Below are 23,434 nucleotides of genomic sequence, written 5' to 3'. Positions count from 1 at the left end.
CCTCGGCCGGTGTCGGGAGGGGCGGGCTCACATCTCCCGGGTGAGGAGCGGAAGGTACTTACCGAAGGTTTCGACCAGCCCTGCCAGCAGTTCCGCCCCCTTCCCGGCGGACGCGAGTGAGGGCCGGCCGATGACTCCGGACTCCGTGTACGCCCGCATGCCGAGCGTGAGCAGATGGTCCCGGTCGTCCGCGAGGCAGTCGGAGGTCTCGTACCCGGGCCGGACCATGTCCGGGTGGGCGTGCAGAAGCATGGAGGTCTCCACTTCGCCCGCGTGCATATCGCTGTGCGACGAGGTCTGCACACCGGCCCTGACCCGGGCCCGGTCCCAGTCGACCGGGCCCGGGAAGAGCGCCATACGGGTCTCGCCGCCGACGGATTCCTGAACCACGTTACGGAGTACGTAGTTTCCGCCGTGTGCGTTCACCAGGACCAGCGCGTGGATGCCGGACCGGCGGAGCGAATCGGCGATGTCCCGTACAACGGCGTACAGGGTCGCGGCGGAGATGCTGACGGTTCCCGGCCATCCGGTGTGTTCGTGCGAACAGGAGAACGTCAGGGGAGGGAGGAGGTGGACCGGGTACTCCGCGGCGATCTCCCGGGCGATCGTGCAGGCGATGACGGTGTCGGTCGCCAGCGGCAGATACGCGCCGTGCTGCTCGAAGCTGCCGATGGGGAGGACGGCCACACCGGCCTGCCGGGCCCTCACCTCCTCCGTGGTGTCCATCGGCAGCAGGTCGGACGCAGGGGGTCGGGTGGACGAACCGCTCATGTCTTTCCGGCCTCTCGTCGTTGGTTCTGCGGTGCGACCGTCGCGCGGCCCGGACAGCTCGCCGCACATGGACGGCAGTTCCGTGCGCGGCCTGGACCGCTCGCGGCACATGGACGGCAGTTCCGTGCGCGCCCAGGGGAGCAGGGTACGCGGCGGCGGCACGACCCCCAACGCAGAGGACCGATCGATCGGCTGGGGCCCGGCGACCATTCTCACGGCGTCGGGTCCGGGGCTAGGGTTCGGACCATGACGGTAAGTGACGGCCAGTTCGGCAATGGCGCTCGACCCTCAGGTGTCGAACATGTGGTGAGTCTCCCGCTGTCCACCGGGCACGGCGTGTTCCGCGCCGCCGGCTACCTGGACCGGGACCGCGGGGATGAGCAAATGGCGCTGGTCTACGGTGACATCGGGCGGGAGGCAGTGCTCACCCGGGTGCACTCCGAGTGCCTCACCGGAGATGTCTTCGGGTCCACGCACTGCGACTGCGGGGAGCAGCTCTCCGCTGCCCTCGACACCATCGTCCGGGAAGGACAGGGCATTCTGCTCTACCTCCGCGGCCACGAGGGCCGCGGCATCGGTCTGCTGGCCAAGCTCCGGGCCATGGAGCTCCAGACGCAGGGACTGGACACGGTGGATGCGAACCTGGCCCTGGGACTACCGGTCGACGCCCGTGACTACCGGGTGGCCGCGGAGATCCTCCATGACCTCGGTGTGCCGTCCATACGGCTGCTCTCCAACAACCCGCTCAAACAGGAGGCACTGCTGCGGTACGGCGTGAAAGTCACCGAACGGGTTCCGTTGCTGATGCCGCCGCGCCAGGAGAACATCCGCTATCTGCGGACCAAGCGGGAACGGCTCGATCACCATCTGCCGCACCTGGACAGCGCAGCCGATTGGTCCTGAGAGCGTAGGCCGCAGCGCTGACACAGCCCGGCCGCGCGCTGCGGGTGCTTCTGTCGCTGCTTGCAGGACAGCTGCTCACAGGACAGGGGTGCGGAGGCCGCTGTGGAGTGGGACAGCCGATGGCCCAAAGGATCCGCCTCGTCCTCGGTGCGGCTCGGCAGCAGGTCCGTGTCACCGCGAACCGGACCGATGACGCCGGCCGACTGTGACCGGCGACACATATGCGCGGACGATTGAACCGGAATCGCGTGGGAGCCGTACAGCTGGGTGGCGGTCCGATCTCCCGAGCCGCCGTCCATCAACGCGCCTCGCACGGAAGGACCTTCGGGTGGCGTTCTTCACGAATTCTCGTCCGCCGCAGGACACGGTCGAGGCCACCACGGAGGAGGGCCCGGCGCCGGAGGGCCCGCCGGAGCACATACCGGATGACGCCACCACGGACGGCAACACCGACACCGGCAGCGGTACCGAAGGCATGGCAACCGTCCCTGCGCACGCCACCAGGAGCGGCACAACCGGCGACGCCTCCGACGGGGCGGGCGGCGGCCTGCGCGCCAGGTACCCGGCCGCAGCCCGGACTGTGACGTGGGTGACCACAGCCCTGGCAGCCGCGCTCGTGCTCTCCGCCCTCGTACTGCCGGACCAGCTCAGCCGCCTCACGCCCGGCGCGTTCGCCCGCATCCCGGTGGAGGGCATCCTCGGCGCAGCCGTGCTGCTCGTCCTGCCGCTGAAGGCGAGGCGGGTGGCTGCGGTGCTCGCCGGGGTGGTCCTTGGCGTACTGACCATCCTCGACTTCCTCGACATGGGCTTCTACTCGGTTCTGGACCGACCGTTCGACCCGGTGCTCGACTGGGGCCTCTTCGCCGACGCCGAGTCGTTCCTCAGGGACTCGGTCGGCCGGGCCGGCGCGATCGGTGCCGTGGTCCTCGTACTGCTCCTCGTCGTCGCCCTGCCCCTCCTCATGGCGTGGGCGGTGGTCCGACTCAGCCGCCTGACGGACCGTCATGCCGGCGCGACGGTCCAGGGCACCCTGGCGCTGGGAACTGTCTGGATCATCTGCATGGCACTCGGCGTCCCCGTCGCCTCCAGGAGCACCGCAGAGAGCGTCGGAAACCGCGTGGAGCAGGTGAACGCGGACCTCAACGACAACCGGGCGTTCGCCAAGGAAGCCGCCGTCGACCCCTTCCGCAACACCCCTGCCGACCAGTTGCTGACCGGCCTGCGCGGCAAGGACGTCATCTTCACCTTCATCGAGAGCTACGGACGGAGCGCGGTCCAGGACCCGGCGATCGCACCGGGGGTGGATGCGGTGCTCGCGGACGGAACCAGTCGGCTGCGTGCGGCCGGGTTCTCCTCCCGCAGCGCCTTCCTCACCTCCCCGACGGCGGGCGGCGGCAGCTGGCTGGCCCACTCCACCCTCCTGTCGGGCCTGTGGATCACCAACCAGCAGCGCTACCGCAGTGTCACGTCCAGCGACCGCCTGACCCTCACCGGCGCGTTCCGGCGGGCGGCCGCCTGGCGGACGGTCGGCATCATGCCGGGCGTCACCCGGGCCTGGCCGGAAGCGCGCTTCTTCGGCCTCGACAACGTCTACGACTCGCGGAACCTCGGGTACAAGGGCCCCAAGTTCAGCTGGTCGCCCGTACCCGACCAGTACAGCCTGTCGTCGTTCGAACGCCTGGAACACGGCAAGCCGGGCCCCAAACCGCTGATGTCGGAGATCATCCTGACGTCCAGCCACACCCCCTGGGCACCCATCCCCGAGATGGTCGGCTGGGACCAGGTCGGCAACGGTTCGGAATACAACGCCATCAAGAAGGCGGGAGAGAACCCCAAGGACGTGTGGAAGGACCCCGCCCAGGTGCGCACCCAGTACGGGCGCTCCATCCAGTACTCGCTGAACAGCCTCATCTCCTATGTGGAGAAGTACGGCAAGGACAACACGGTGCTGGTCTTCCTCGGCGACCACCAGCCCGCACCCATCGTCACGGGCGAGAACGCCAGCCGGGACGTACCGATCACGATCGTCGCCCATGACCCGGCCGTGCTCGACCGGATATCGAGCTGGGGCTGGCAGGACGGTCTGAAGCCCGGTCCCGATGCCCCGGTCTGGCGGATGGACACCTTCCGCAACCGCTTCCTCACCGCCTACGGCCCGCAGCCCGGTGCGTCACCGTCCCCGTCGAGCCGGTGACCGCCGGGGAGTACCCCGGAGCGGCAGACACAGCGAGGCGGAGCCGGTGTGCGCCGACTGCGCGAGCACGGAGGGGTCCGGACACCCTCGACGTCACGGCGCACGGCGTCTCCGCCCCAGGACGGACGCGGAGCATGACGTCCGGGCAGCCACCTCCCCCGACGCCGGCGGCCGAGCGGCCGGTCGCGATCACCCAGGTCCGTACGGCGGCAGCGACGTCGCCCGGGTGCGTCGACGCGCTGTTTCCCTTCCATGGCGTCTGGGCCGGCCTCGCCCACGTCTGTGGTCTCTCGGTGCACCGAGAGACCACGCGGGCCCCGGGCCGGGGAAGAGAGCTTCCCCGGCCCGGGGCCCGCGTCGTGGTCGGCCCGAGGGTATTGACGTTCGCGGACTTCGCCGGTGAGCTGCCTGCCTGCTCGGATGTGCGGGTCAGGTCAGGCGGGTGGCGGAGATCCCTCCGTCCACATGGAGCGTGATGCCGTGGACCATGGCCGCGTCGTCGCTGACAACGTACAGAACGCCCTTGGCGATGTCCTCGGGCCGCACGACGACGCCCGCTGGGGTGGCGGCGGTCATGGCATCGAGCTCCGCGCGGGCTGCCTCATTGCCCGGAGTGAGGGTCGCCCCGGGCGCGACGGAGTTCACCCGGACGCCGCGCGGCCCGTACTCGGCAGCCCAGCTGCGGGTGAGCTGCTCGTCCGCCGCCTTGGTCGCCGTGTACATCGCCGCGTAGGGACTGCCGACCCGGGCCATCCAGGAGCCGATGGTGACGATGGCGCCGCTGCCCCGATCCGCCATGGCCGGCGCCATCGTGGCGACCAGGACGTGGGGAGCACGGACGTTCACCGCGAGCATGGCGTCCAGGTCCGCGTCCGGCAGGTCCTCGGTGGAGGTCGCGGGGTAGATACCGGCGTTGTTGACCAGGATGTCGACGCGTCCGCCGAGCATGTCGGTGGCCCGTGCGGCAAAGGCGCGGATCTGCTCGTAGCTGCCGGCCAGGTCCGCAGTGAGGAAGTCGGCCCGGCCGCCGGCCTGCCGGATCTCCTCGACGACCTGCTGTCCGCGGGCCTCCTGCCGGCCGCTGACCAGGACGTGTGCGCCCTCGCCTGCCAGGGTGCGGGCTATCGCCGCACCGATCCCACTGGTGGAGCCGGTGATCACCGCGGTACGGCCGGCCAGTCGGGAGCCAAGAGCCGTGGGTGTGCTGCCAAGGGTGTGAAGGGAAGTACTCATGGGTCCCGTTCTACGGCGGCCCGCGGGCATCGGGCCAGGTCAGGACGGACCTGGGCACGGCAGGACCACCCAGGCCCCCGGCCGGGCCGCCTACCCTGGAGCCATGGCACGCGACCGCGCCGCACTCGGGGCGTTCCTCCGCTCGCGCCGCAACCGCCTCACCCCCTCCCAGGCGGGCATCCAGGCCTTCCCCGGAGCCCGGCGGGTGCCGGGGCTGCGGCGCGAGGAGCTGGCCGTACTCGCCGGGCTGAGCCCGGACTACTACAGCCGTCTTGAGCAGGGACGTCAGGCCAACATCTCCGACGAGGTCCTTGACGCGCTGGCCCGGGCGCTGCGCCTCGACGAGGTCGAGCACGCACATCTGCGCGACCTGGCGGCACCCACCGAGCGGCGCCGCACCGTGACCCCGCAACGGAGCCAGCGCGCCGATCCCGGGCTGCTACGTGTGATGCGGACGCTGGACCACGTCCCGGTGCTGCTGCTCGGCCATCGCGGTGAGGTGCTGGCCCGCAACGCCCTGCTCGTGGAGATGCTCGGCCGTCCGCTGGAGCCCGGGACGTCCTTTGTGCGGTACATGTTCCAGGACCCTCTCGCCCGCGAGCGGATCCTGAACTGGGAGGACTTCGCGGCGGCCACCGTCGCCACCATGCGCCGCGAGACGGCCCGCCGCCCGCACGACAACCGCCTCACCGCGCTCATCGACGAGCTGCGCGCCACCGACGCCGATGTCGCCCGCTGGTGGGACGACCATGCCGTCCGGGACTACGCCTCGGTCACCAAGCGCATCCAGCACCCCACCGCAGGGCCGCTGACCTTCGACATCGAGATCGTCCGGGCGCCCCACGAACGGGAGCAGCGCCTGGTCGTCTACACGGCCGACCCCGACTCCCCCACCGCCCGCGTCCTGCCGATCCTGGCCGGCGGGACCACCACGCCCCCACCCTGACCCCGCTCCCCTCACGCCGAGCAGACCACCGGCCGCACCAGCGGCTCCGGCAGCTCGGCCTCGCCTGTATATGGCCCCCGCATCGGGTGATCGGTTGCAGGAGGACAGCGGCAACGGGGCATCACCGTGGACCTGGGCACGCAGGACGGCGACAGCGGGCCAGGCCCTGAACAACGACCGGCGCGACCGGGTTCCGCACCGTCGGCAGGACTCCCCCGCCGACGGTGCGTCCCACCTGCCTCGGGTGCTCGTCGGGCAGGGTTGTCAGTGGGGGCTGAGATCGTGCCTCCGTGAGCGAACTGGTTGAGCATGTCGATGAGCATGACCGCGTGTTGGGAGTCGTCGACCGGGATGAGGCGGTGCGTGAGAACTGGCCGCATCGCATTGCAACGACGATCTGTCGTGATCGCGCTGGGCGGATCTTGGTGCTGCGACGGGCCGAGACATTGTCCCGGTTCCCGGGCTACTACGACGTGATGGTCGGCGGCGCCGTGAACGTGGGCGAGTCGTATGAGCAGGCGGCAGTCCGCGAGCTGACTGAAGAGCTGGGCGTTCGCGTGCCCGTGCGTTTCCTGTTCAAGTTCCTTTGCCGGAAGGGGATCAGCCCCGTGTGGTTTGGGGTGCATGAGGCTGTCGTGACGGACCCTTTGGTCCCGGACCCGGGTGAGATCGCCTGGCAGGACTGGATGGCAGTGGACGAACTGCGTGAAGTCGCTGATGAATGGTTCTTCGTTCCGGGAGGGCGGGAGGCCCTGCGCCGATATCTGGAGTCCGGATTCGGTAGCGGTGCGGGCAAGCCAGCGGCCGGATGATCGGCGATGCGGGTCGCTGCGGTTCAGGGCAAGCATCAGCTGCAGGAGCCGAAGACGGTGGTTCGCGGCGTTGGAAGGCGCCTGACCTTGGGTTCCCGGCGGTCGCTTCGCGGAGCCGGACAATCTCCTCGTGCTGGGCAGCGAGCCGGGCCAGGGCCTGACCGCGGAAGTCGGTGAGTTCTTCGACCGTCTGCCCTGGCTGGGCCAACCGTTCCCGGATCTTGGTGATCTCTGCCTTGAGCCGGGTGATCTGGGCCTCGCGAGGGTCGGGGATCTCACCGACGTCTTGAACCGTCTGGAGGCGTCATTCGAACTCGGCGCGGAGGCGCGCGTATGGGCGAGTGCCGTAGAACGCGGTGCGGCGCTCGATGGAGGAGAGGAGGACCGTTGAGTCACCGGCCCAGTCGATGTCCTCGATCACCAAGTCGGCGATGCCCTCGGGGACGATGCCGGAGTAGATGCCGAAGAGCAGTCGGTGGGCGATCGGCACCATAACAATCACCTCTCGCATATCAATCGATGTCGGTCGGACATGCTGGTTCGGATGTGGGCCCTTGACGGCTTGCGTGCCAGGCCTCTGTCGCGTCCGGACCGCGTCCTTGCAGTGACCACGGCGCCGTGCGATGCATGTACCGCTTCGCTGCCCTCGGACAGGGGGCCGGTGGCGCCAGCGCAAACCTGTCACTTAGGTGCATAGGCACGTATTGAGCAGTACGGCAAGGCTGGAAGCTGCCGACAGACACTCGGATCGCGAGGACGGCGCGGCAGATCGAGGGTCTCGTGACGGCAGAGCCTCGTCGACGCTGAAACCTCTGCCCACAGCCGTGACAGGCACAACAGGCGCGACTGGCTCGCCGGCACGCCGTCGCGTGCGTGATCCTGCGGCGCGACGGGTGCCTCTAGGGCGCGTATCGGGTCGCGATCAATCCTCGGGAATCGCCCTCGCGTCGAGGCCTGATCCGGTAGATCGTCTTGTGTGACGCGAGTGCAACTGACTGACGCAGAGTGGGAGTTCATCGGGCCTTACCTGCCGATCGGCGAGTACGGCCCGTACCCTGAACGGCTGCGGCGGCAGTTCGAGGGCGTGATCTGGCGGTTCAAGACCGGCGGGCAGTGGCGGGAGATGCCGCAGGAGTTCGGCGCCTGGTCGACCGTCTCCAACCGCTTCCGGCAGTGGCGTGACGCCGGCGTCTTCGAGGCCCTGCTGGAGGGCCTGATCGCGGAAGCCGCGAAGCGGGGCGAGGTGGACCTGTCCCTGGTCAGCGTCGACTCCACCACCGCACGGGCTCACCACGACGCCGCCGGGATGCACCTGAGCGAGGACGTGCTCACCGCCCTGGAGAAGGCCGCCACCGAGGAAGAGAAGGCCAGGTCAAAGGGGGAAGCCCGGAAGGACAAGACGGACAGGACACCGGAAACGACCCCGAGCAGGAAGAGCGACGACGCATCCGGCGCCGGCGCAAACTGCGGTTGAAAGCTGCCCTGCTCGGGCGCTCGAGGGGCGGGCAGACCAGCAAGATCCATCTCGCCGCGGACCGGAAGTGCCGCCCGCTGGTGCTCGTCCTGACTGCCGGGCAGGCCGCCGACAGCCCGCAGTTCATTCCCGTGCTCAAGAAGGTACGGGTTCCGGGGCCTGTCGGCCGTCCCCGCACCCGGCCCGATGCGGCGGCCGGGGACAAAGCGTACTCGTCGCGCGGCAACCGCGCCTACCTGCGGAAACGCGGCATCAAGGCCGTCATCCCGGAGAAGAAGGACCAGGCCGCCAACCGCAAGAAGAAGGGCCGCAAGGGCGGCCGACCCGTGAGCCACGACGCCGACCTCTACAAGGAGCGGAACACTGTCGAGCGCCTGATCAACAAGCTGAAAGCCTGGCGAGGCATCGCCACGCGCTACGACAAGACGCCGGAGAGCTACCTCGCCGGCCTCCACCTTCGCGCCTCGATGATCTGGATCAAGGACCTCACGCGGACCGCCAATTGATCACAACCGAATACGCGCCCTAATCCACAGCGGGCTGCGCCGGCCATGCGACCCCGAAGCCGTCGGCGTCGACGTGAAGTCCCCTCTTGACCGCGGCGCTGTTCAGTGCCCTCGCCGATGCAGTCAGCCCGCGACACAACTGACTAGAGGCAAAAGAACTAGACTTCTGTCTTCAGTGCACAGCACACCACGGGAGTGATCCTCATGAGCTGGTCGGCCACGGTTCGCTACGGCTCAGAGCCCGCACCCCACGGGCTCGCCTTCGTCCAGGACCTCATGAACACCATCGCCGCGGGCAAGCCCCGCACGGCGGACCTCCTGGCCGATCCCGGTGACGCCCAGGCCTGGCTGGACCAGGCGCTGGCGCAGTGGGGACAGGCCACGGGCGCCCCCGCACCCGAGGTCGAGCTCACGCCCCACGACCAGGAGGAGCTGCGCTACTTCCGCGACAATCTGCGTCGGGCGGTCGGCCACAGCGGCAACGACGCGCTACCCCCGGCGCACACCGCGGCCGTCGCGATGCAGTTCGACGGTCACGGACAGGTACGCACGGAGCCTCGCGGCTCCGGATGGCGCCGGGTGGCGGCACTGGCCATGATCGAGATCTTCCAGGCTCAACAGACAGGCATCTGGCAGCGGCTGAAGACGTGCCGTAATGAGCAGTGCGGGACAGCGTTCTTCGACCGGTCACGCAACAACAGCGGCGTCTGGCACGACGTCAAGATCTGCGGAAACGCCGCCAACTTGCGGGCCTACCGGGCCAGGCAGCGCGCCCAGAAGGCCTCATAGGCCCGAGCCTGACGCAGCGGCGCGCCTGAGACGGGCATCGAGTCCTACCGGCTGGCCGCCACCGAAGCCGAGCACCAGCCGAGCCGCTGACCAGCCGAGCCGGGAGCGCAGGACCAGTAGTCGAGATGACGCGATGTCACGACTGCCCACCGAGCCCGAGCTTCTTCACCCCGAACGGGGAGAAGACCATATGGGCAGCCCACCCGTGGTGGATGAGAGCTATCTGGGAAGGCACTGGCGTCACCGGATAGATGGCCTTGCCCCGCGACCAGTTCGCGAGCAGGCCCTCGGTGGTGTCGACCGCGGAGACGACCATCGTCACCTGGAGCTTCCCATCGCCCCACGTGTTCCAAAGGGCCCACCCCTCGGGTCGGGCCTCGACCCCGAGACGGGCGCACGCCTCCTCATAGGTCTCCTCCACGCCGTCCGGCATCGCCCCGGGACGCAGAATCACCACGCCCGCGAGTTTCAGCTCGGGGCGATCCGCCTCATCGTCGAGGCAGCCGTCCCCAGGGAAGTGGTAGTGGCGAAGCCCCCGGGCCAGCGCGTTCACCGCCCGCTGCAGAGGCGTCGCGTCGTCTGCTTCGGACTGATACGAGAGCCAGCCCTCGGCCGAGGCGGCGCCCGCGACCACGCTGGCGAGCCGCTCTATCTCTCGCAGGTGGTCGAGTTCGGAGAGCTCAGGTCGCGTCACGGCGGCCAGTCTCGCAGCGGCGCACGGCCGGGTCATCCCAGTTTCCACGCGCCTCGGACACGAAACCGGGCCCTCGCCGGCCGGGCCTGTCAGGGGCCGACCCGAGAGGACCCGGGACCGCCGAACTACCGAGCAACCACCACTCGACAGCAGCTGCCATGCCGACGTGGACAAAGGTCACCCGATCGGGGTGGCTCTGAAACTCGTTGCCGATCACGACGGCACAGAGCCCCGCACCCGGCGCGCGACCACGAAGTGGCTCCCGAACTCGCCGTCCCAGTGGCTCTCATTCGACCTGTCGAAAACAGGCGATCACACCGTCGGCGCAACGTCCGCGCTCGGGAGTTCGCCCTGCCCAGCGTCGATGAGCTGCCCGAACGCAGGGATCGTGCCGCCCGGCCGGGAACGATCAGACCGCGCCCACATCGACATAACCTTAGGCGTTACGATTATGTCTAGCCTGAGTGGTGCGCAGCGTGGACAGACCAGCCGTGCCCACAGGCCGGCACAGCGTGGGCGGCTGCCGGTGTCGTGCGGCACTCCGCACCCCGGAGCTCCTGGCGGACGCCGGCCGATCCGCCGGCTTGCGGGCCTCAGCGCAGCCCACCCATTCGAAAGCACAAGTGAAAGGTCGCGATGGAGTCGATCAGCACAGGCACGGTCACGGCGGACATACCCAGCGACATGGGACAGGGTCCAGCCACCACCGCGCACGGAAGGGCGGCTGGGGTACACGCCCGCAGGCGTCACGCACCGGCTCCTCGTGCGGAGAGCATCGGCCTGATGTCGATCTCGCTCGGCACCGCAGGCCTCGGCGGCGCATGGCAGTCCGCATCAGCGACCGTCTCCGCGCCCGGCTCGGTGAGCGACGCGTTCTTCGCCCTCAGCAGCCTGCTCTGGCTGGTCCTGCTGGCGCGATACCTCCGTCACGGGGGATGGCACTGGCGGAACATCCTTGACGACCTGCGCCATCCCGGCCAGGGCTTCGCCCTCGCCTACGTCCCCATCGTCGGCATGCTCACAGCGGGACACGTCTCCGAGTACAACCTGGACGGCGCACGATGGGCATACGCCCTCTTCGCCGCAACAGCAGCAGTGATCGCCGCCCGCCTCCTGGCTCACTGGGTCACCGGCGGACTCGGCTCGGCGCCACTGCACCCCGGCTATTTGCTGCCCGTGGTCTCGGCGCCCTTCATCTCCAGCTCCGTGGCCTCGAACCTGCACCTCCCCGAGGTCGCGGCAGCCACCTTCGCGGTCGGGATCCTGTACTGGCTCGCCTTCGGCACAGTGGTGCTCGGCAGCCTCGTGGCGAACGGCGGCAGCATGCCCGCGCCCGCCCGCCCCACGCTCACCGTCCTGACCATCCCGCCCGCCACCGGCGGACTCGCCTGGACGGCCGCCCACCACGGTGTGCTGGACCCGGTCGGCTACGGGTTCGCCGGCCTGGTGTTCTTCACTCTGCTGATCATCGCGTTCCTGCTCCCGGAGGTACGACAGCAGTCGTTCCACTACGGCTACTGGGTCTTCTCCTTTCCGGCCGCCGCCAGCGCCAACTTCCTCATCCGCTGGCTGGCAGGAACCGACATGCGCGGCTGGGAGACGTGCAGCTGGCTCCTTCTTTCCGTCGTGAACGCTGCGTTCGGGCTCCTCTACGCGGCCACGCTCCGGCATGCGCTGCGCAAACGCACCGGGCCGGGCCGCGAGCAGCAGGCCACAGCCGAGGCGACCACACCCGCGGGCACTGCCGGGTAGTGCCGATGCCTGTCTGCGCTCGCTGCGATCTGTGCTGCGCAGCACGAACGCGCTGTTCTTGCGTGTGACGGGGAGATGCCTCGGGTGGACCGTGGGGTCCGGGCGACGGGTGAGAGTGGGATTGCCTCGGCTGCCCCTTCGGCAGGGCCGGCGGCCCGTGCGTGGGCCCGGCCACGACCGTCCGCCAGAACGAAGGACACCCTGCAGTCCTGCGACCTCCCGGGCGGGACCGTCGCCAAGGCCTGGACCGACCCGGAGTACCGGCAGAGGCTGCTCGAGGACGGCACCGCCGCCATCAAGGAGCTGGGCTTCGGGGGCGCGCAGGGCGAGCACATCGTGGTCGTGGAGAACACGGCAACCACCCACAACGTGGTGGTGTGCACGCTGTGCTCGTGCTACCCGTGGCCGGTGCTGGGCCTGCCGCCGAGCTGGTACAAGGACCCCGCCTACCGCTCGCGCGTGGTCAGGGAACCACGCGCGGTGCTGTCCGAGATGGGGCTCGACCTCGACGACGACGTGCAGATCACCGTCCGCGACTCCACCAGCGAGGTGCGCTGGCTGGTCCTGCCCGAACGTCCGGCCGGCACCGAGCACCTCACCGAGGACGAACTCGTGCCCCTGATCACCAGGGACGCGATGGTCGGCGTGGCCAAGGTGACAGCCCCATGAGCGCGCCCCTGGACATCGAGGGCCCGGCCGCTCCACCGCGCTCCAACGGCGAGCTGGTGTTCGCCGAACCGTGGGAGAGCCGCGCCTTCGGCATGGCCGTCGGCCTGTACGAGGCGGGCGCCTTCACCTGGCCGGACTTCCAGGCTGCGCTCATCGCCCGGATCGCCGCCTGGGAAGCATCGGCGGAGCGGGACGAGCCGTACAACTACTACCAGTTGTGGCTGACCGCGCTGGAGGATGTGCTCGCCGGCCTGTGCGCCATGTCCGCGGACGAGGTCACCCAACGCGCCCGAACCCTGGCACAACGTCCCTCAGGCCACGACCACCGTGACCACCCCGGCCACTCGCACTGATCCGCGGCGCGTCCCGACGTTCTCCCCCGCCGACTTGTCGGCACCCCTCCGGGGAGTCAACCGGGCGAGTGAACGCAGCCACTCCCCAACCGGCCCCGGCCCGCCATCGCGCGGCCCGGGGCCGGACAGACTGCACCGGAGCACATGCCGCGCCCGTGTCCTGCACCTTCTGGACCGCACCGGACGGGGTTCGGCTCGGATGCGGCAACCGGTCGCCATCTCGCAGGTACCCGCCCTGCGGGCCGGCGGGGCCCGGTACGGGGGCAGCGCCAACGGCCGGCCGCGATCAGCGCAGGAGGACGTCGAAGACCATGCGGAAGAAGGCGTCGAAGGGAGCGGCGGACTTGCCGGCCCGGGCTGCGATCAGCGTGCCCTCCCAGGCGCTGAGGATGAACAGCGCGGCCTCCTCGACGTCGAGGGCGGCGTCCAGCTCAGCTGCTTCCTGGGCTTCGGCGAGCACCTGCCGGATGTACATGGCCCAGCGCTGGAAGCCGTCCTGGACGGCGGAGCGGATCTCCTCGGAGTGGTCCGCGAGCTCAGCGCCGAGGTTGCCCGCCAGGCATCCGCGGGCGAAGCCGTTGTCGACCGTGTCCGCGCCCAGGAACTCGAAGTGTGCCCGGAGCCGCTCCAGCGCAGGGCGTCCTGGGGTGTCGAGCATGTCGAACCGCAATCCGTCGGCGTAGCGGCTCAGCGCCTCGAGGGCGCTCTCCTCCTTGCTGGCGAAGTGGTTGTAGAAGGAGCCCTTGGGAGCCCCCGCCGCCGCGGTGATATCGCTGATGCCCGTGGCGGTGAAGCCCCGCACACGGAACTGCTCCAGGGCTGCCTGCGCGATCTCCTCGCGCTTGGACGCGCGTGCCATCCTCACCACCACCTCCGGACCAATATGTCCGGTCGCCTTGCCTCAGGTCAAACCCCGGCCACCAGGGACGGCAGCTCCCCGCAGAGCGACACGTCGCCCGTGGTTCAGCCTTCGGGACCTGCTTGACTATATTTAAAGCGACCGGTCATATTGAACCAGTCCCCACCCCCCAGTCCTCAGCCCTCCCCGTGTCGGCAGAGGCAGCACCGAGGAGATACGCCATGTCCACCTACCGAGCACTCGAGGCCACAGGCGTCCACCACCTCCAGCTCGTCGAGCGCGAACTGGTCGAGCCGGAGCCCGGACATGTGCGGCTCAGGGTGGAGGCCTGCGGTGTCTGCCACACCGACGTGCTCTCCGTGGAGGGACTGCGCCCCGACCCCTCACGCCCGATCGTGCCCGGCCACGAGATCGTCGGTGTGATCGATGCCGTGGGCGCGGGTGTCACCGCCTGGCAGCCCGGCGACCGCGTCGGCGTCGGCTTCCTGAACGGGCACTGCTGGCAGTGCGAACCGTGCCGCCGGGGCGACTTCGTCAACTGCCTGAACCAGGAGCAGACCGGAACGACCATCGACGGCGGATACGCGGAGGTGACGTACGCCCGCGCGAGTGGGCTGGTGCGCATCCCCGATGACATGCCGGCCGTCGAGGCGGCCCCGCTGCTGTGTGCCGGGCTGACCACCTTCACCGCACTCCAGCAGGCCCCCACCCGCGCGGGCGCCCTGGTCGCCGTGCAGGGGATCGGCGGACTGGGTCACCTGGCCCTGCAGTACGCGCGCAGCCTCGGATACCGCGTGGCCGCCATCGCCCGCGGCCGGGAGAAGGAGACCCTCGCCAGGGAGCTGGGCGCCCACGAGTACATCGACGCCGCCGACACCGACCCCGGCACGGCGCTGGCCGACCTGGGCGGCGCATCGGTCATCGTCGCCACCGCATCCAGCGGTGCCTCCATGAACCCGCTGGTCAACGGGCTCGCCCCGGGCGGCACGCTGGTGGTGGTCGGCGCCGCCCCCGACCCACTGACGGTCAGCACGGCCGGCCTGATCTTCGGCACCCGCCGCATCGTCGGCAGTCTGACCGGATCGTCGATCCAGAACGAGGACAACCTCGCCTTCAGCCTCGCCCACGGCATCCACCCCTCCACCGAGACCATGCCCTTCACCCACGCCATGGAGGCCTACGAGCGGATGCTCTCGGGCAAGGCCCGCTTCCGCGTCGTCCTGGACATGAGCGCCTGACCCTGCCGCGCCGCAACCTGCGCCATCCCGCATCGGCGCCTGCCGACCCGCATGTCGTTCGGCGCACCGGATGCCGATCCCAGTCCCAGGGCGCCGGGCGGCCGGCCCGGCCGCAGCGCGGAAACGGACACATCCAGCCCGGACGGGTGGCCAAGCACAGCGAAGCTCCTGGCGGAGCAGGTTGCTCTTGATCGGCAACCTTCCCGCCAGGAGCTTCGGCGCTCCGTCACCCCAACTACCCGCCGCCGACCTCAGGTTGGAAAAGCCTCGTCAGCAGACGCCGACCGGAGGGACGGCTGTCGACGGAAAGCCGAATGTACCGGCCAGACCGGGTTGGTGAAATGAGAAGATGCGACTGATGCCTGCGTTGGTGACGGTGAGCACCACTATTCCGTACGCCTGGTAGGTGCCGTGTCGATCACGGGTGTAGGCCATCGCGGCGGGCTGCCCGTTGGCGCTTGTCGGCAGCATGAGCCAATCACCGGGCGATCCCATAACCCGGGTACGGAGATAGGGCACGCAGGTCTTGTTGCCGGCGAACCAGGTCTTGAAGGGGGTCGCCTCCAAGGTGGCATCCCGGCACAGCAGCCGTTCCAGGGCCGGCGCGTCAGCGCTCTGGAAGGCCGCGATGTACTGGTCGAGAAACTTGTGAGCGTCCGGCTCGGTGGGCCGGGTGATTTCGTCGGCCGCAGGGGCCAGCTCCCGGAGCCTGGTGCGGGCGCGTTGCAGCGTGCTCTTGACTGCCGTTGTGGTGGTACCGAGCATGACGGCGACCTCGGCGGCCGGAAAAGCCAACACCTCCCGCAATATGAGCACGGCCCTTTGCGTTCCGGACAGGTATTGCAGGCTCGCAACAAGCGCCAACCGCAGGTCCTCGCGCGCGAGGACGACGGAGGCGGGATCGGCCACGTCCGCGCCGAGGAGCGCGTCAGGAACCGGCTGAAGCCAGCTGACCCCGGGTTCGGCCGGTACCGGGGCGGCTTCGGGGTCTGGTTCCGGACCGCAGAGGCCGGACGGCAGCACACGTCGGCCGTGATGCGCCAGCGCGGTCAGGCAGGCGTTGGTGGCGATCCGGTAGAGCCAGGTGCGCACCGATGACCGGCCCTCGAATGCGCCATAGGAACGCCAGGCGCGCAGATATGTCTCCTGAACCACATCGCCGGCATCGTCCACCGAGCCGAGCATGCGGTAGCAATGCGCCAGCAGCTCCCGCCGGAACGGCTCGGTGGCCCTCACGAACGCCTCGCCGTCCGGAACGACGGTTTCCTGGTCAGATCCGCCAAAGGTCAAAACTATTCTCCGGTCACATGGAGCGGCCGAGGAAGGCGGCCAGCCGGTCGGCCGGGCACGCTCCGGCAGGAACGTCGACGACGGGCCCGAAGACGGCCTCTCCTTCAGCTCCACGGTAGCCGTCGAGGATCTCGACGCGGGCCTGGATGAGAAGTTCGTCGGCGAGTTCGGGATCCAGGTCGGTGGGGTATCCGATGGCGCGGGCGAGGTCCCAGCCATGAGTGAACTGATCCCTGGCAACCATGCCCATCAGATCCGCGCCGGAGAACTCACCGAACGCCAGCTCAATTCTCCTCTCCAGAACGCCGGCGGATCCGAAGGCTGCCAGCGCCACCTTGATGCTGTCGTCGTAACCGGCAAGGAAGTCGCCAGCCGCATGGTCCTCGTCGGTGCTCTCATCACCCGCACCCATGGCGACCGAGGCCCCCCAGCGGGCCGAACCGACGAAATGGTTGATCAGAGCGCGCACGTCCCACGACGCGCACGGCGTCGCGGCATCCAACTGGTCGGGCCCGACCTTCGCCAGCACGACCCGGGTGCTGGCGAAGGCCCGGCTCAGCTGCCAGGTGGGCGCGGAATCCTGCTTACTCTCCACCGGTTGCGGTCCTCTCTCACGGTTCTTGGCGGATCAGGCCTCGCCCGCCGCAGTCGCGGAAGGTCCTTGGTCCACAACAGGTAGACCTTCCGGCAGCGGAAAAGGAATCGCGGCAGTGACACTCCCCCCACAGTGGGGCCGCCGCCGCCAAGACGTTCCTCCTCCTGGACGGCACCCTGCTGCCCATCGACCCCTCGCCGCCGACCGCCCGCTCCCTTCGGGCATCCACAAGCAGCACGGCGACCGGTGACCGTCGAGGTCTAGTCCTGGTGGTACGTCGGTGGTTCCCGCTCGGCACTGCGGCGGTCGCCGTCCGGCCAACCGACCGCCAGGAGAGTGCGGTTGTGGTCCGGCACCCCGCAGGTGCCGGACCTCCGCCGCCTCAACCCCCGTGCGGGACAGCCTCAGCAGTCCCCCATCTGAGCACAGACCAGCACGAAACGACGCATCCCGTCGACTGGACCGCGACCCCCGAACCCAGCTGACCCCAGCTGACCCCACCGACAGCCCTTCGCTCCGGTGATCCACGCCGGCAGGACCATCCCCCGCGCGCGCCGGGGCCGTTCTCGCAGCGCTGGGCACCCGTACCCCGGTGAGGGCAGGGCGATCGGCACCTGCCCGCGGCGGTTGAACCGTTCATTGGCGAGCCACCAGGCCGTCACCTCGTGAACGGACCCCCGGATCGCCGTCACGGCCTGGCACCACCGGGCGCGGACGCCCCCGTTCACCTGCACCGCGCCGCTGTTCCCCGCGCCCGGGCCGCCGGTGACCGGCGCATCGGCCTGACCTGCGGCCCGTCGCCCACGCGCCGGGGAGCACCGTGCGACGTGCGCCGGAAGCGCTTACGGACGCCTCGCAAGTGTCATGCTGGATTCAAGCCCTGAATGTCTATCACTGCACAGGATTCGTTCGTACGGGGGCAGGTCACATCAGCGTAACGTCCATGACATCAACCCTTGCACGCTTGTCAGACCGGGCTTAACGTCATCGCGAGCACTGGCGCGGGAAGCGCTTACGGATAGCGCTCAGGCCCGCCCGGAGGCATCCCGTGGATACACGTTCCAAACCCGACACCCCGCCGACGATCTACGACGTGGCGCGTCGGGCCGGTGTGTCCATCGCCTCCGTGTCCCGGGTGCTCAACGGGCGCGACAACCCGCGCCCGGCCACCCGTGACCGTGTACTGAACGCCATTGCGGAGCTGGGTTTTGTGCCGGACGGGGCGGCCCGCGCACTGAGCAGCCGCCTGAAGCACGTGGTGGGGGTCGTCTTCCGCCGCGTCTACGGAACCGACGACGGGGGGACCTTCGCAGACGAGTCAGAGAGCCTGCTCTTCGGCGACCAGCTCAACCGAGGCATCGAGATCGTGGCTCAGCGCTGCGGCTTCGACCTGCTCGTGTGCTCGGTCAACATCGACGAGCGCATGCCCAACCGGATCACCACCATCGCCGGCAAATGCGACGGGCTGATCCTGCACGACCAGGTCCTGTCCGCGGCCGGGATCGCCGCCATCGCCCGTACGGTGCCGGTGGTGACCCTGGCCGGCGCCGGCGGCGGGGCCGTGTCCAACGTCCGCAGTGACAGTGCCGGCAGCATGCGCGAACTGGCCCGCCACCTGGTCATGGACCACGGCTACGGTCGGCTGGCCTACATCGCCGGCCACGCCGACAGCCCGGACAACGTCGTCCGCGGCCGTTCGTTCGCCGACGAGGTGCACGCCCTGGGCGCCGAGTGCCTGACCGGCCCGGCCTGGCAGGGCGACTACTCCGCCGCGGGAGGAGTGGAGATCGTCCGGGGCCTGATCGCCCTGGGGGCGACCCTGCCTCGCGCCATCGCCTGCGCCAATGACCAGACCGCCCTGGGCGTGAGCTACGCCCTGGCCGAACACGGCCTCGACGTCCCCGGCGACGTCGCGGTCACCGGCTTTGACGACCTGCCCTTCGCCCGCCACCTCCGGCCCCAGCTGACCACAGTACGTCAGCCCATCCAGGAGATCGGCGCCAAAGCATTCGAGGTCCTGCACACGATGATCACAGCAGACAGCGCGTCAGCGGACGCGACCGAGCCACCGGCAGAGATCGTGCTGCCGACCCGGCTCATCCGCCGCGAGAGCTGCGGCTGCCCGCCCGAGCCCGCCGCGTCGCGTCTGCGGCGCCCCATAGGCTGAGGAGAGCCGACGATGCGGATCATCATCCGCCGCCTGGGCTTCTACGCCCTGGCCGCCTTCGCCGCGGTGACGCTGAACTTCTTCCTGGTGCGCATGCTGCCGGGCGACGCCCTGCAGAATGTGCTCTCGAAGATCAGAAGCGCCGCCATCACCCCGGAAGAGCTCAAGGCCCTCGCGGCGGAGTACGGGCTCGACTCGCACCAGAGCCTGGCCGCCCAGTACTTCTCGTACCTGGGCAACCTGCTCCACGGCGACCTGGGAACCTCGACCTCGAAGGGCGTCCCGGTGACCACGGTGCTCGGCAGCGACCTGCCGTGGACCATCGGCCTGGTCGGCTCGGCCACCGTGATCGCCTTTGTGCTCGGCACGCTGATCGGCATCATCGTGGGCTGGCGGCGCAGCGGCTTCTTCGACGCGCTGCTGCCGGTGGCGACCTTCTTCCAGGCAGTGCCCTACTTCATCCTCGCCTTCATGCTGCTGCTCACCCTGGGCTTCTACGGCAAGGTCTTCCCGTACGCCCAGGGCTACGACACCAGCAACGCCGACCTGGTTCCGGGCTGGAACGGGACGTTCATCACCAGCGTGATCAAGCATGCTGCGCTACCAGCCGCCACGGTCGCGCTGGCGTCCATCGCAGGCTGGATCATCGGTATGCGCAACGTGATGCTCACCACGATGGACGAGGACTACGTCCTGGTCGCCGCCGCCAAGGGCCTTCCGCAGTGGAAGGTCGCCGGGGTGGCCGCCCGCAACGCGATCCTGCCGAGCATCTCCAACTTCGCCCTGTCAATCAGCCTCGTGGTCGCCGGCTCGATCGCCACCGAGATCGTCTTCTCCTACCCAGGTCTGGGCTACGAGATCTACGAGGCCATCCTCACCGGTGACTACCCCTGATGCAGGGCATCCTGCTGGTCGTCATCTTCACCGTGCTCGGCGCCAACCTGCTGGCGGACGTGGCCTACGTCGCCCTCGACCCGCGCGCCCGCAAGGAGGCCTGAGCCGTGCGCATCTTCCGCTCCCCCAAGGTCGTCATCGGCCTCTGCCTGCTGGCCTTCTTCCTCCTGCTCGCACTCGTCGGCCCCCTCGTGGCGCCGCACGCGCCCGACTGGCAGGCCAACACCACCAGCGGTGTACCGCAGCCGCCCTCCTCGGACTTCTGGTTCGGCAGCACACAGAAGCAGGAGGACGTCTTCTCCCAGGTGCTCGCCGGCGGCCGGGACACGTTGCTGATCTCGCTCCTCGCGGGCCTGCTCGCGAGTGTGCTGTCCATCCTGGTCGGCGTGACCGCCGGCTACTTCGGCGGCGTCGTCGACGACCTGCTCTCGATGCTGTCCAACATCTTCCTGGCGCTGCCCGGCCTGCTGATCCTGATGGTGGTCATGAAGCCGCTGCCGCCCCAGGACACCAGTAATCCGTTCCTGATCGGCGGGGTGATCGCGCTCACCGCCTGGGCCTGGGGCGCGCGCGTCCTGCGGGCCCAGACCCTGTCGCTGCGCAACCAGGACTATGTGGAGTCCGCCCGCGTCATCGGCGAGCGCAGTCCGCGGATCATCGTCTTCGAGATCCTGCCGAACCTGCTGCCGATCCTGGCCTCGTCGTTCATCTTCACCGTCATCTACGGCATCGGCGCCTACGTCTCACTGACCTGGCTCGGCGTCATCGGCGTCCCCTCCGGCGTGGTCACCTGGGGCACCATGCTCAACGTCTCGCAGGCGTCCGGCGCGCTGATCAGCGGCTGGTGGTGGTGGTACGTTCCGCCGGCGCTCTGCGTCGCCGGTGTCGGCATCGCCCTGGCACTGCTCAACTTCGGCATCGACGAGATCGTCAACCCGCGCCTCACCTCGGCCCGTACCGGCCGCGGCAGCGGTATCAAGTTCCGCCTCGGGCTGACCCCGGTCGTGCAGTCCGCCTCGACGAAGGGAGACGCCAAGTGACCGCCAGCGGCTACCTCGGCGAACCGGTGCTGGAGATCCGCGACCTGTGCGTGGACTACGGCGCAGGCAAGAAGGCCGTACGCGCCATCACCGACGCCACCCTCACCCTGCACCGCGGTGAGGTGCTGGGCCTGGCCGGCGAGTCCGGCTCGGGCAAGTCGACCCTCGCCTACGCGCTGACCCGGCTGCTGCGTGCGCCTGGCATCATCACCGGCGGTCAGGTGCTCTTCCACTCCCGTCCGCAGGGCAGCGACAGCACGCAGACCGTCGACCTGCTCGCCGCGGGCGTCGATGAACTGCGAGTGGTGCGCTGGTCGGAGCTGTCCGTGGTGTTCCAGAGCGCCATGCACGCGCTCAACCCGGTGGCCCGGATCAATGCCCAGCTCACCGACATGCTCAGGGTCCACCGCAAGGCGATGACCGCCGAGCAGCGCAACGAGCGGGCGATCGAGCTGCTCCGCATGGTCGGCATCACCGCGGACCGGCTGCACAGCTACCCGCACGAGCTCTCCGGCGGTATGCGCCAGCGCGTGATGATCGCGATGGCGCTTGCCCTGGAGCCGCAGGTCGTCCTCATGGACGAGCCGACCACGGCCCTGGACGTGGTCACCCAGCGGGAAATCCTCGAAGAGCTCATGCAGTTGCGTCAGCGACTGGGCTTCGCCATCATCTTCATCACCCACGACCTGTCGCTGCTGATCGAGCTGGCCGACTCCATCGCGATCATGTACGCGGGCCGGATTGTGGAACGCGGCGGCGCCCAGGAGCTGTTCCGCTCCCCGCGTCACCCGTACACTCTCGGCCTGATCAACTCCTTCCCCGCCCTGCACGGCGAGAAGGTCCGTATGGAGGGCATCCCCGGCTCCCCGCCGGCGCTCACCGCACTGCCGAGCGGCTGTGCCTTCCACCCGCGCTGCAAGTTCGCGATCGACCGATGCAGCGAGGAGATCCCCGCGCTGCTGCGCCCCGCCGCCGACTCGGACGGCACCGAGCGCACCGCCGCGTGCTGGCTGCAGACCGACGGGCAGACCGCCCCCGAGCAGCTGGCCCTGGCGGCGCCCGCGAAGCTGCCCGCCCCGCGCGGCGAAGCCGCCGGAGTCGACCTGCCCGAGCCCGACGGGAGCATCAAGTGACCACCCCGACCACGGAGACCACCCCCCGGGTGGTGCACGGCCCCAAGCGCCCCGGCACGCCGGCGCTGGAGGCCCGCAACCTGACCAAGCACTTCCCGGTGCACCAGTTCGGCGGCCGCCAGGTCGTGCATGCCGTCGAGGACATCTCACTGGCGCTGCCCGAGGGCACCGTCACCGCTGTCGTCGGCGAGTCCGGCTCCGGCAAGTCCACCCTGGCCCGGCTGCTCACCCAGCTGATCAAGCCCACCTCCGGTGAACTGCTGCTGGACGGCAAGGCGGTCGGCACCTCCGCCAAGGAGCGCCGCGACTACACCAGCCATGTGCACCTGGTGCTGCAGGACCCTTTCTCCTCGCTCAACTCGGTGCACAGCGTCCGCTACCACCTGGAGCGTCCGCTCAAGCTGCACCGCAAGGCCCGCCGCGGCGAGCTGGACGAGCTTGCCAAGTCCCTGCTGGAACGGGTCGCGCTCAGCCCGGCCGAGACCTACATCGACAAGTTCCCGCACGAGCTCTCCGGCGGCCAGCGCCAGCGCATCGCCATCGCACGCGGCCTGGCGGTGCAGCCCCGGGTGCTGCTCGCCGACGAGCCCGTCTCGATGCTGGACGTCTCCATCCGGCTGGGCGTGCTCAACCTGCTCGACGACCTGCGTGAGCGGGAGCGGCTGGCCATCCTCTACGTCACCCACGACATCGCCTCGGCCCGCTATCTGGCCGACACCGTGGTGGTGATGTACGCCGGGCAGGTCGTCGAGTCCGGGCCGGCCACCCAGATCACCGACTCGCCCGCGCACCCCTACACCCAGCTGCTGCTCAGCGCCGCACCGGATCCCAGCCGGACCGAAGCGGTGGAGCTGCGCGGCCGCGGGGCCCCACCCAGCCTGGTCAACCCGCCGAGCGGCTGCCGGTTCCACCCGCGCTGCCCGTTCGCGATGGCCATCTGCAAGGAAGCCGCACCGCCTGCGCTGCCCGCCGCGGGCGACGACCAGGTGGCGGCGTGCTGGTTGCTCAGCCCGGATCACGCACCCGCCGCTGCCGCCGACACGACCCCGTCGTCGGCAGCGGATCAATAGGACGTCGAGGAGACGCCATGGGAGACCCCGCCAGAATCGCTCGGCACCGGGG

At 69.5% G+C, this 23,434-nt stretch carries 21 protein-coding genes and 1 pseudogene; 15 read left to right on the top strand and 7 right to left on the bottom strand.

Annotated features, from left to right (window positions below):
• Positions 1 to 27: 27 nt before the first annotated feature.
• The gene (locus AB0761_RS35740) at positions 28 to 771 is read right to left on the bottom strand and encodes a creatininase family protein (RefSeq protein WP_377273431.1); all 744 of its coding nucleotides are present in this window, start codon (positions 769 to 771) and stop codon (positions 28 to 30) included.
• 246 nt (positions 772 to 1,017) lie between these two features.
• Here AB0761_RS35740 and ribA point away from each other — a divergent pair, with 246 nt between their 5' ends.
• A complete protein-coding gene (gene ribA, locus AB0761_RS35735; RefSeq protein ID WP_377273430.1) occupies positions 1,018 to 1,674 on the top strand; it encodes a GTP cyclohydrolase II in 657 nt (218 codons plus the stop codon).
• A gap of 328 nt (positions 1,675 to 2,002) precedes the next feature.
• Complete coding sequence (locus AB0761_RS35730) at positions 2,003 to 3,868, top strand: sulfatase (RefSeq protein WP_377273429.1); 1,866 nt, start codon at positions 2,003 to 2,005, stop codon at positions 3,866 to 3,868.
• A 429-nt stretch (positions 3,869 to 4,297) separates the two neighbouring features.
• Here the strand turns inward: AB0761_RS35730 and AB0761_RS35725 are convergent, their stop codons facing one another.
• Positions 4,298 to 5,101 (bottom strand): SDR family NAD(P)-dependent oxidoreductase, encoded by an 804-nt coding sequence (locus tag AB0761_RS35725; protein WP_377273428.1) that lies wholly within the window; start codon positions 5,099 to 5,101, stop codon positions 4,298 to 4,300.
• Between the two features lie 103 nt (positions 5,102 to 5,204).
• Between AB0761_RS35725 and AB0761_RS35720 the strand changes: the two genes are divergently transcribed.
• Together AB0761_RS35720 and AB0761_RS35715 are read left to right on the top strand one after the other, a co-directional pair.
• Positions 5,205 to 6,047 carry a helix-turn-helix domain-containing protein gene (locus AB0761_RS35720; protein WP_377273427.1) on the top strand — a complete coding sequence of 281 codons (843 nt, stop codon included), beginning with the start codon at positions 5,205 to 5,207 and terminating at the stop codon, positions 6,045 to 6,047.
• A 290-nt stretch (positions 6,048 to 6,337) separates the two neighbouring features.
• The gene (locus AB0761_RS35715) at positions 6,338 to 6,859 is read left to right on the top strand and encodes an NUDIX hydrolase (protein WP_377273426.1); all 522 of its coding nucleotides are present in this window, start codon (positions 6,338 to 6,340) and stop codon (positions 6,857 to 6,859) included.
• 304 nt (positions 6,860 to 7,163) lie between these two features.
• Here AB0761_RS35715 and AB0761_RS35710 read toward each other — a convergent pair whose 3' ends face one another.
• On the bottom strand, positions 7,164 to 7,352 hold the full coding sequence (locus tag AB0761_RS35710; protein ID WP_377273425.1) for a hypothetical protein: 189 nt from the start codon (positions 7,350 to 7,352) through the stop codon (positions 7,164 to 7,166).
• 483 nt (positions 7,353 to 7,835) lie between these two features.
• Between AB0761_RS35710 and AB0761_RS35705 the strand changes: the two are divergent.
• Both AB0761_RS35705 and AB0761_RS35700 read left to right on the top strand, forming a co-directional pair.
• Positions 7,836 to 8,839: pseudogene (locus tag AB0761_RS35705) on the top strand (IS5 family transposase).
• Positions 8,840 to 9,043: 204 nt separating this feature from the next.
• Positions 9,044 to 9,628, top strand: coding sequence for a CGNR zinc finger domain-containing protein (locus AB0761_RS35700; protein ID WP_377273424.1), 585 nt, complete (start codon positions 9,044 to 9,046; stop codon positions 9,626 to 9,628).
• A gap of 136 nt (positions 9,629 to 9,764) precedes the next feature.
• Here AB0761_RS35700 and AB0761_RS35695 read toward each other — a convergent pair whose 3' ends face one another.
• Positions 9,765 to 10,322, bottom strand: a complete 558-nt coding sequence (locus tag AB0761_RS35695) for a hypothetical protein (RefSeq protein WP_377273423.1) — start codon at positions 10,320 to 10,322, stop codon at positions 9,765 to 9,767.
• Between the two features lie 783 nt (positions 10,323 to 11,105).
• Between AB0761_RS35695 and AB0761_RS35690 the strand changes: the two genes are divergently transcribed.
• The 3 genes from AB0761_RS35690 to AB0761_RS35680 all read left to right on the top strand — a co-directional run bounded on the left by AB0761_RS35690 (position 11,106) and on the right by AB0761_RS35680 (position 13,096).
• Positions 11,106 to 12,074, top strand: a complete 969-nt coding sequence (locus tag AB0761_RS35690) for a hypothetical protein (RefSeq protein WP_377273422.1) — start codon at positions 11,106 to 11,108, stop codon at positions 12,072 to 12,074.
• An 84-nt stretch (positions 12,075 to 12,158) separates the two neighbouring features.
• Complete coding sequence (gene nthA / locus AB0761_RS35685; RefSeq protein WP_377273421.1) at positions 12,159 to 12,743, top strand: nitrile hydratase subunit alpha; 585 nt, start codon at positions 12,159 to 12,161, stop codon at positions 12,741 to 12,743.
• A complete protein-coding gene (locus AB0761_RS35680) occupies positions 12,740 to 13,096 on the top strand; it encodes a nitrile hydratase accessory protein (RefSeq protein WP_377273420.1) in 357 nt (118 codons plus the stop codon). The genes nthA and AB0761_RS35680 overlap by 4 nt, the downstream gene beginning before the upstream one ends.
• A 286-nt stretch (positions 13,097 to 13,382) precedes the next feature.
• On the opposite strand, the gene AB0761_RS35675 is transcribed toward AB0761_RS35680, so the two are convergent.
• Entirely contained in the window at positions 13,383 to 13,955 is a 573-nt protein-coding gene (locus AB0761_RS35675; RefSeq protein ID WP_377273419.1) for a TetR family transcriptional regulator C-terminal domain-containing protein, read from the bottom strand.
• A gap of 221 nt (positions 13,956 to 14,176) precedes the next feature.
• On the opposite strand from AB0761_RS35675, the gene AB0761_RS35670 reads away from it, so the two are divergent.
• On the top strand, positions 14,177 to 15,193 hold the full coding sequence (locus AB0761_RS35670; protein ID WP_377273418.1) for an alcohol dehydrogenase catalytic domain-containing protein: 1,017 nt from the start codon (positions 14,177 to 14,179) through the stop codon (positions 15,191 to 15,193).
• Positions 15,194 to 15,463: 270 nt separating this feature from the next.
• On the opposite strand, the gene AB0761_RS35665 is transcribed toward AB0761_RS35670, so the two are convergent.
• Positions 15,464 to 16,483 carry a sigma-70 family RNA polymerase sigma factor gene (locus AB0761_RS35665; RefSeq protein WP_377273417.1) on the bottom strand — a complete coding sequence of 340 codons (1,020 nt, stop codon included), beginning with the start codon at positions 16,481 to 16,483 and terminating at the stop codon, positions 15,464 to 15,466.
• A gap of 13 nt (positions 16,484 to 16,496) precedes the next feature.
• Entirely contained in the window at positions 16,497 to 17,078 is a 582-nt protein-coding gene (locus AB0761_RS35660; RefSeq protein WP_377273416.1) for a TIGR03086 family metal-binding protein, read from the bottom strand.
• Between the two features lie 1,048 nt (positions 17,079 to 18,126).
• Between AB0761_RS35660 and AB0761_RS35655 the strand changes: the two genes are divergently transcribed.
• From AB0761_RS35655 to AB0761_RS35635, 5 genes are all read left to right on the top strand, one after another.
• The gene (locus tag AB0761_RS35655; protein WP_377273415.1) at positions 18,127 to 19,245 is read left to right on the top strand and encodes a LacI family DNA-binding transcriptional regulator; all 1,119 of its coding nucleotides are present in this window, start codon (positions 18,127 to 18,129) and stop codon (positions 19,243 to 19,245) included.
• A gap of 12 nt (positions 19,246 to 19,257) precedes the next feature.
• A complete protein-coding gene (locus AB0761_RS35650) occupies positions 19,258 to 20,139 on the top strand; it encodes an ABC transporter permease (protein ID WP_377273414.1) in 882 nt (293 codons plus the stop codon).
• Between the two features lie 107 nt (positions 20,140 to 20,246).
• A complete protein-coding gene (locus AB0761_RS35645; protein ID WP_377273413.1) occupies positions 20,247 to 21,179 on the top strand; it encodes an ABC transporter permease in 933 nt (310 codons plus the stop codon).
• A complete protein-coding gene (locus AB0761_RS35640; protein ID WP_377273412.1) occupies positions 21,176 to 22,312 on the top strand; it encodes an ABC transporter ATP-binding protein in 1,137 nt (378 codons plus the stop codon). Before AB0761_RS35645 ends, AB0761_RS35640 begins: the two co-directional genes overlap by 4 nt.
• The gene (locus tag AB0761_RS35635; protein WP_377273411.1) at positions 22,309 to 23,382 is read left to right on the top strand and encodes an ABC transporter ATP-binding protein; all 1,074 of its coding nucleotides are present in this window, start codon (positions 22,309 to 22,311) and stop codon (positions 23,380 to 23,382) included. Before AB0761_RS35640 ends, AB0761_RS35635 begins: the two co-directional genes overlap by 4 nt.
• Positions 23,383 to 23,434 lie beyond the last annotated feature (52 nt).

Source organism: Peterkaempfera podocarpi (assembly GCF_042466665.1).
GTDB classification, from domain to species: Bacteria; Actinomycetota; Actinomycetes; order Streptomycetales; family Streptomycetaceae; genus Peterkaempfera; species Peterkaempfera podocarpi.
Note: the sequence above shows the minus strand (reverse complement) of the source record. Positions and strands in the feature narration are given on the sequence as shown.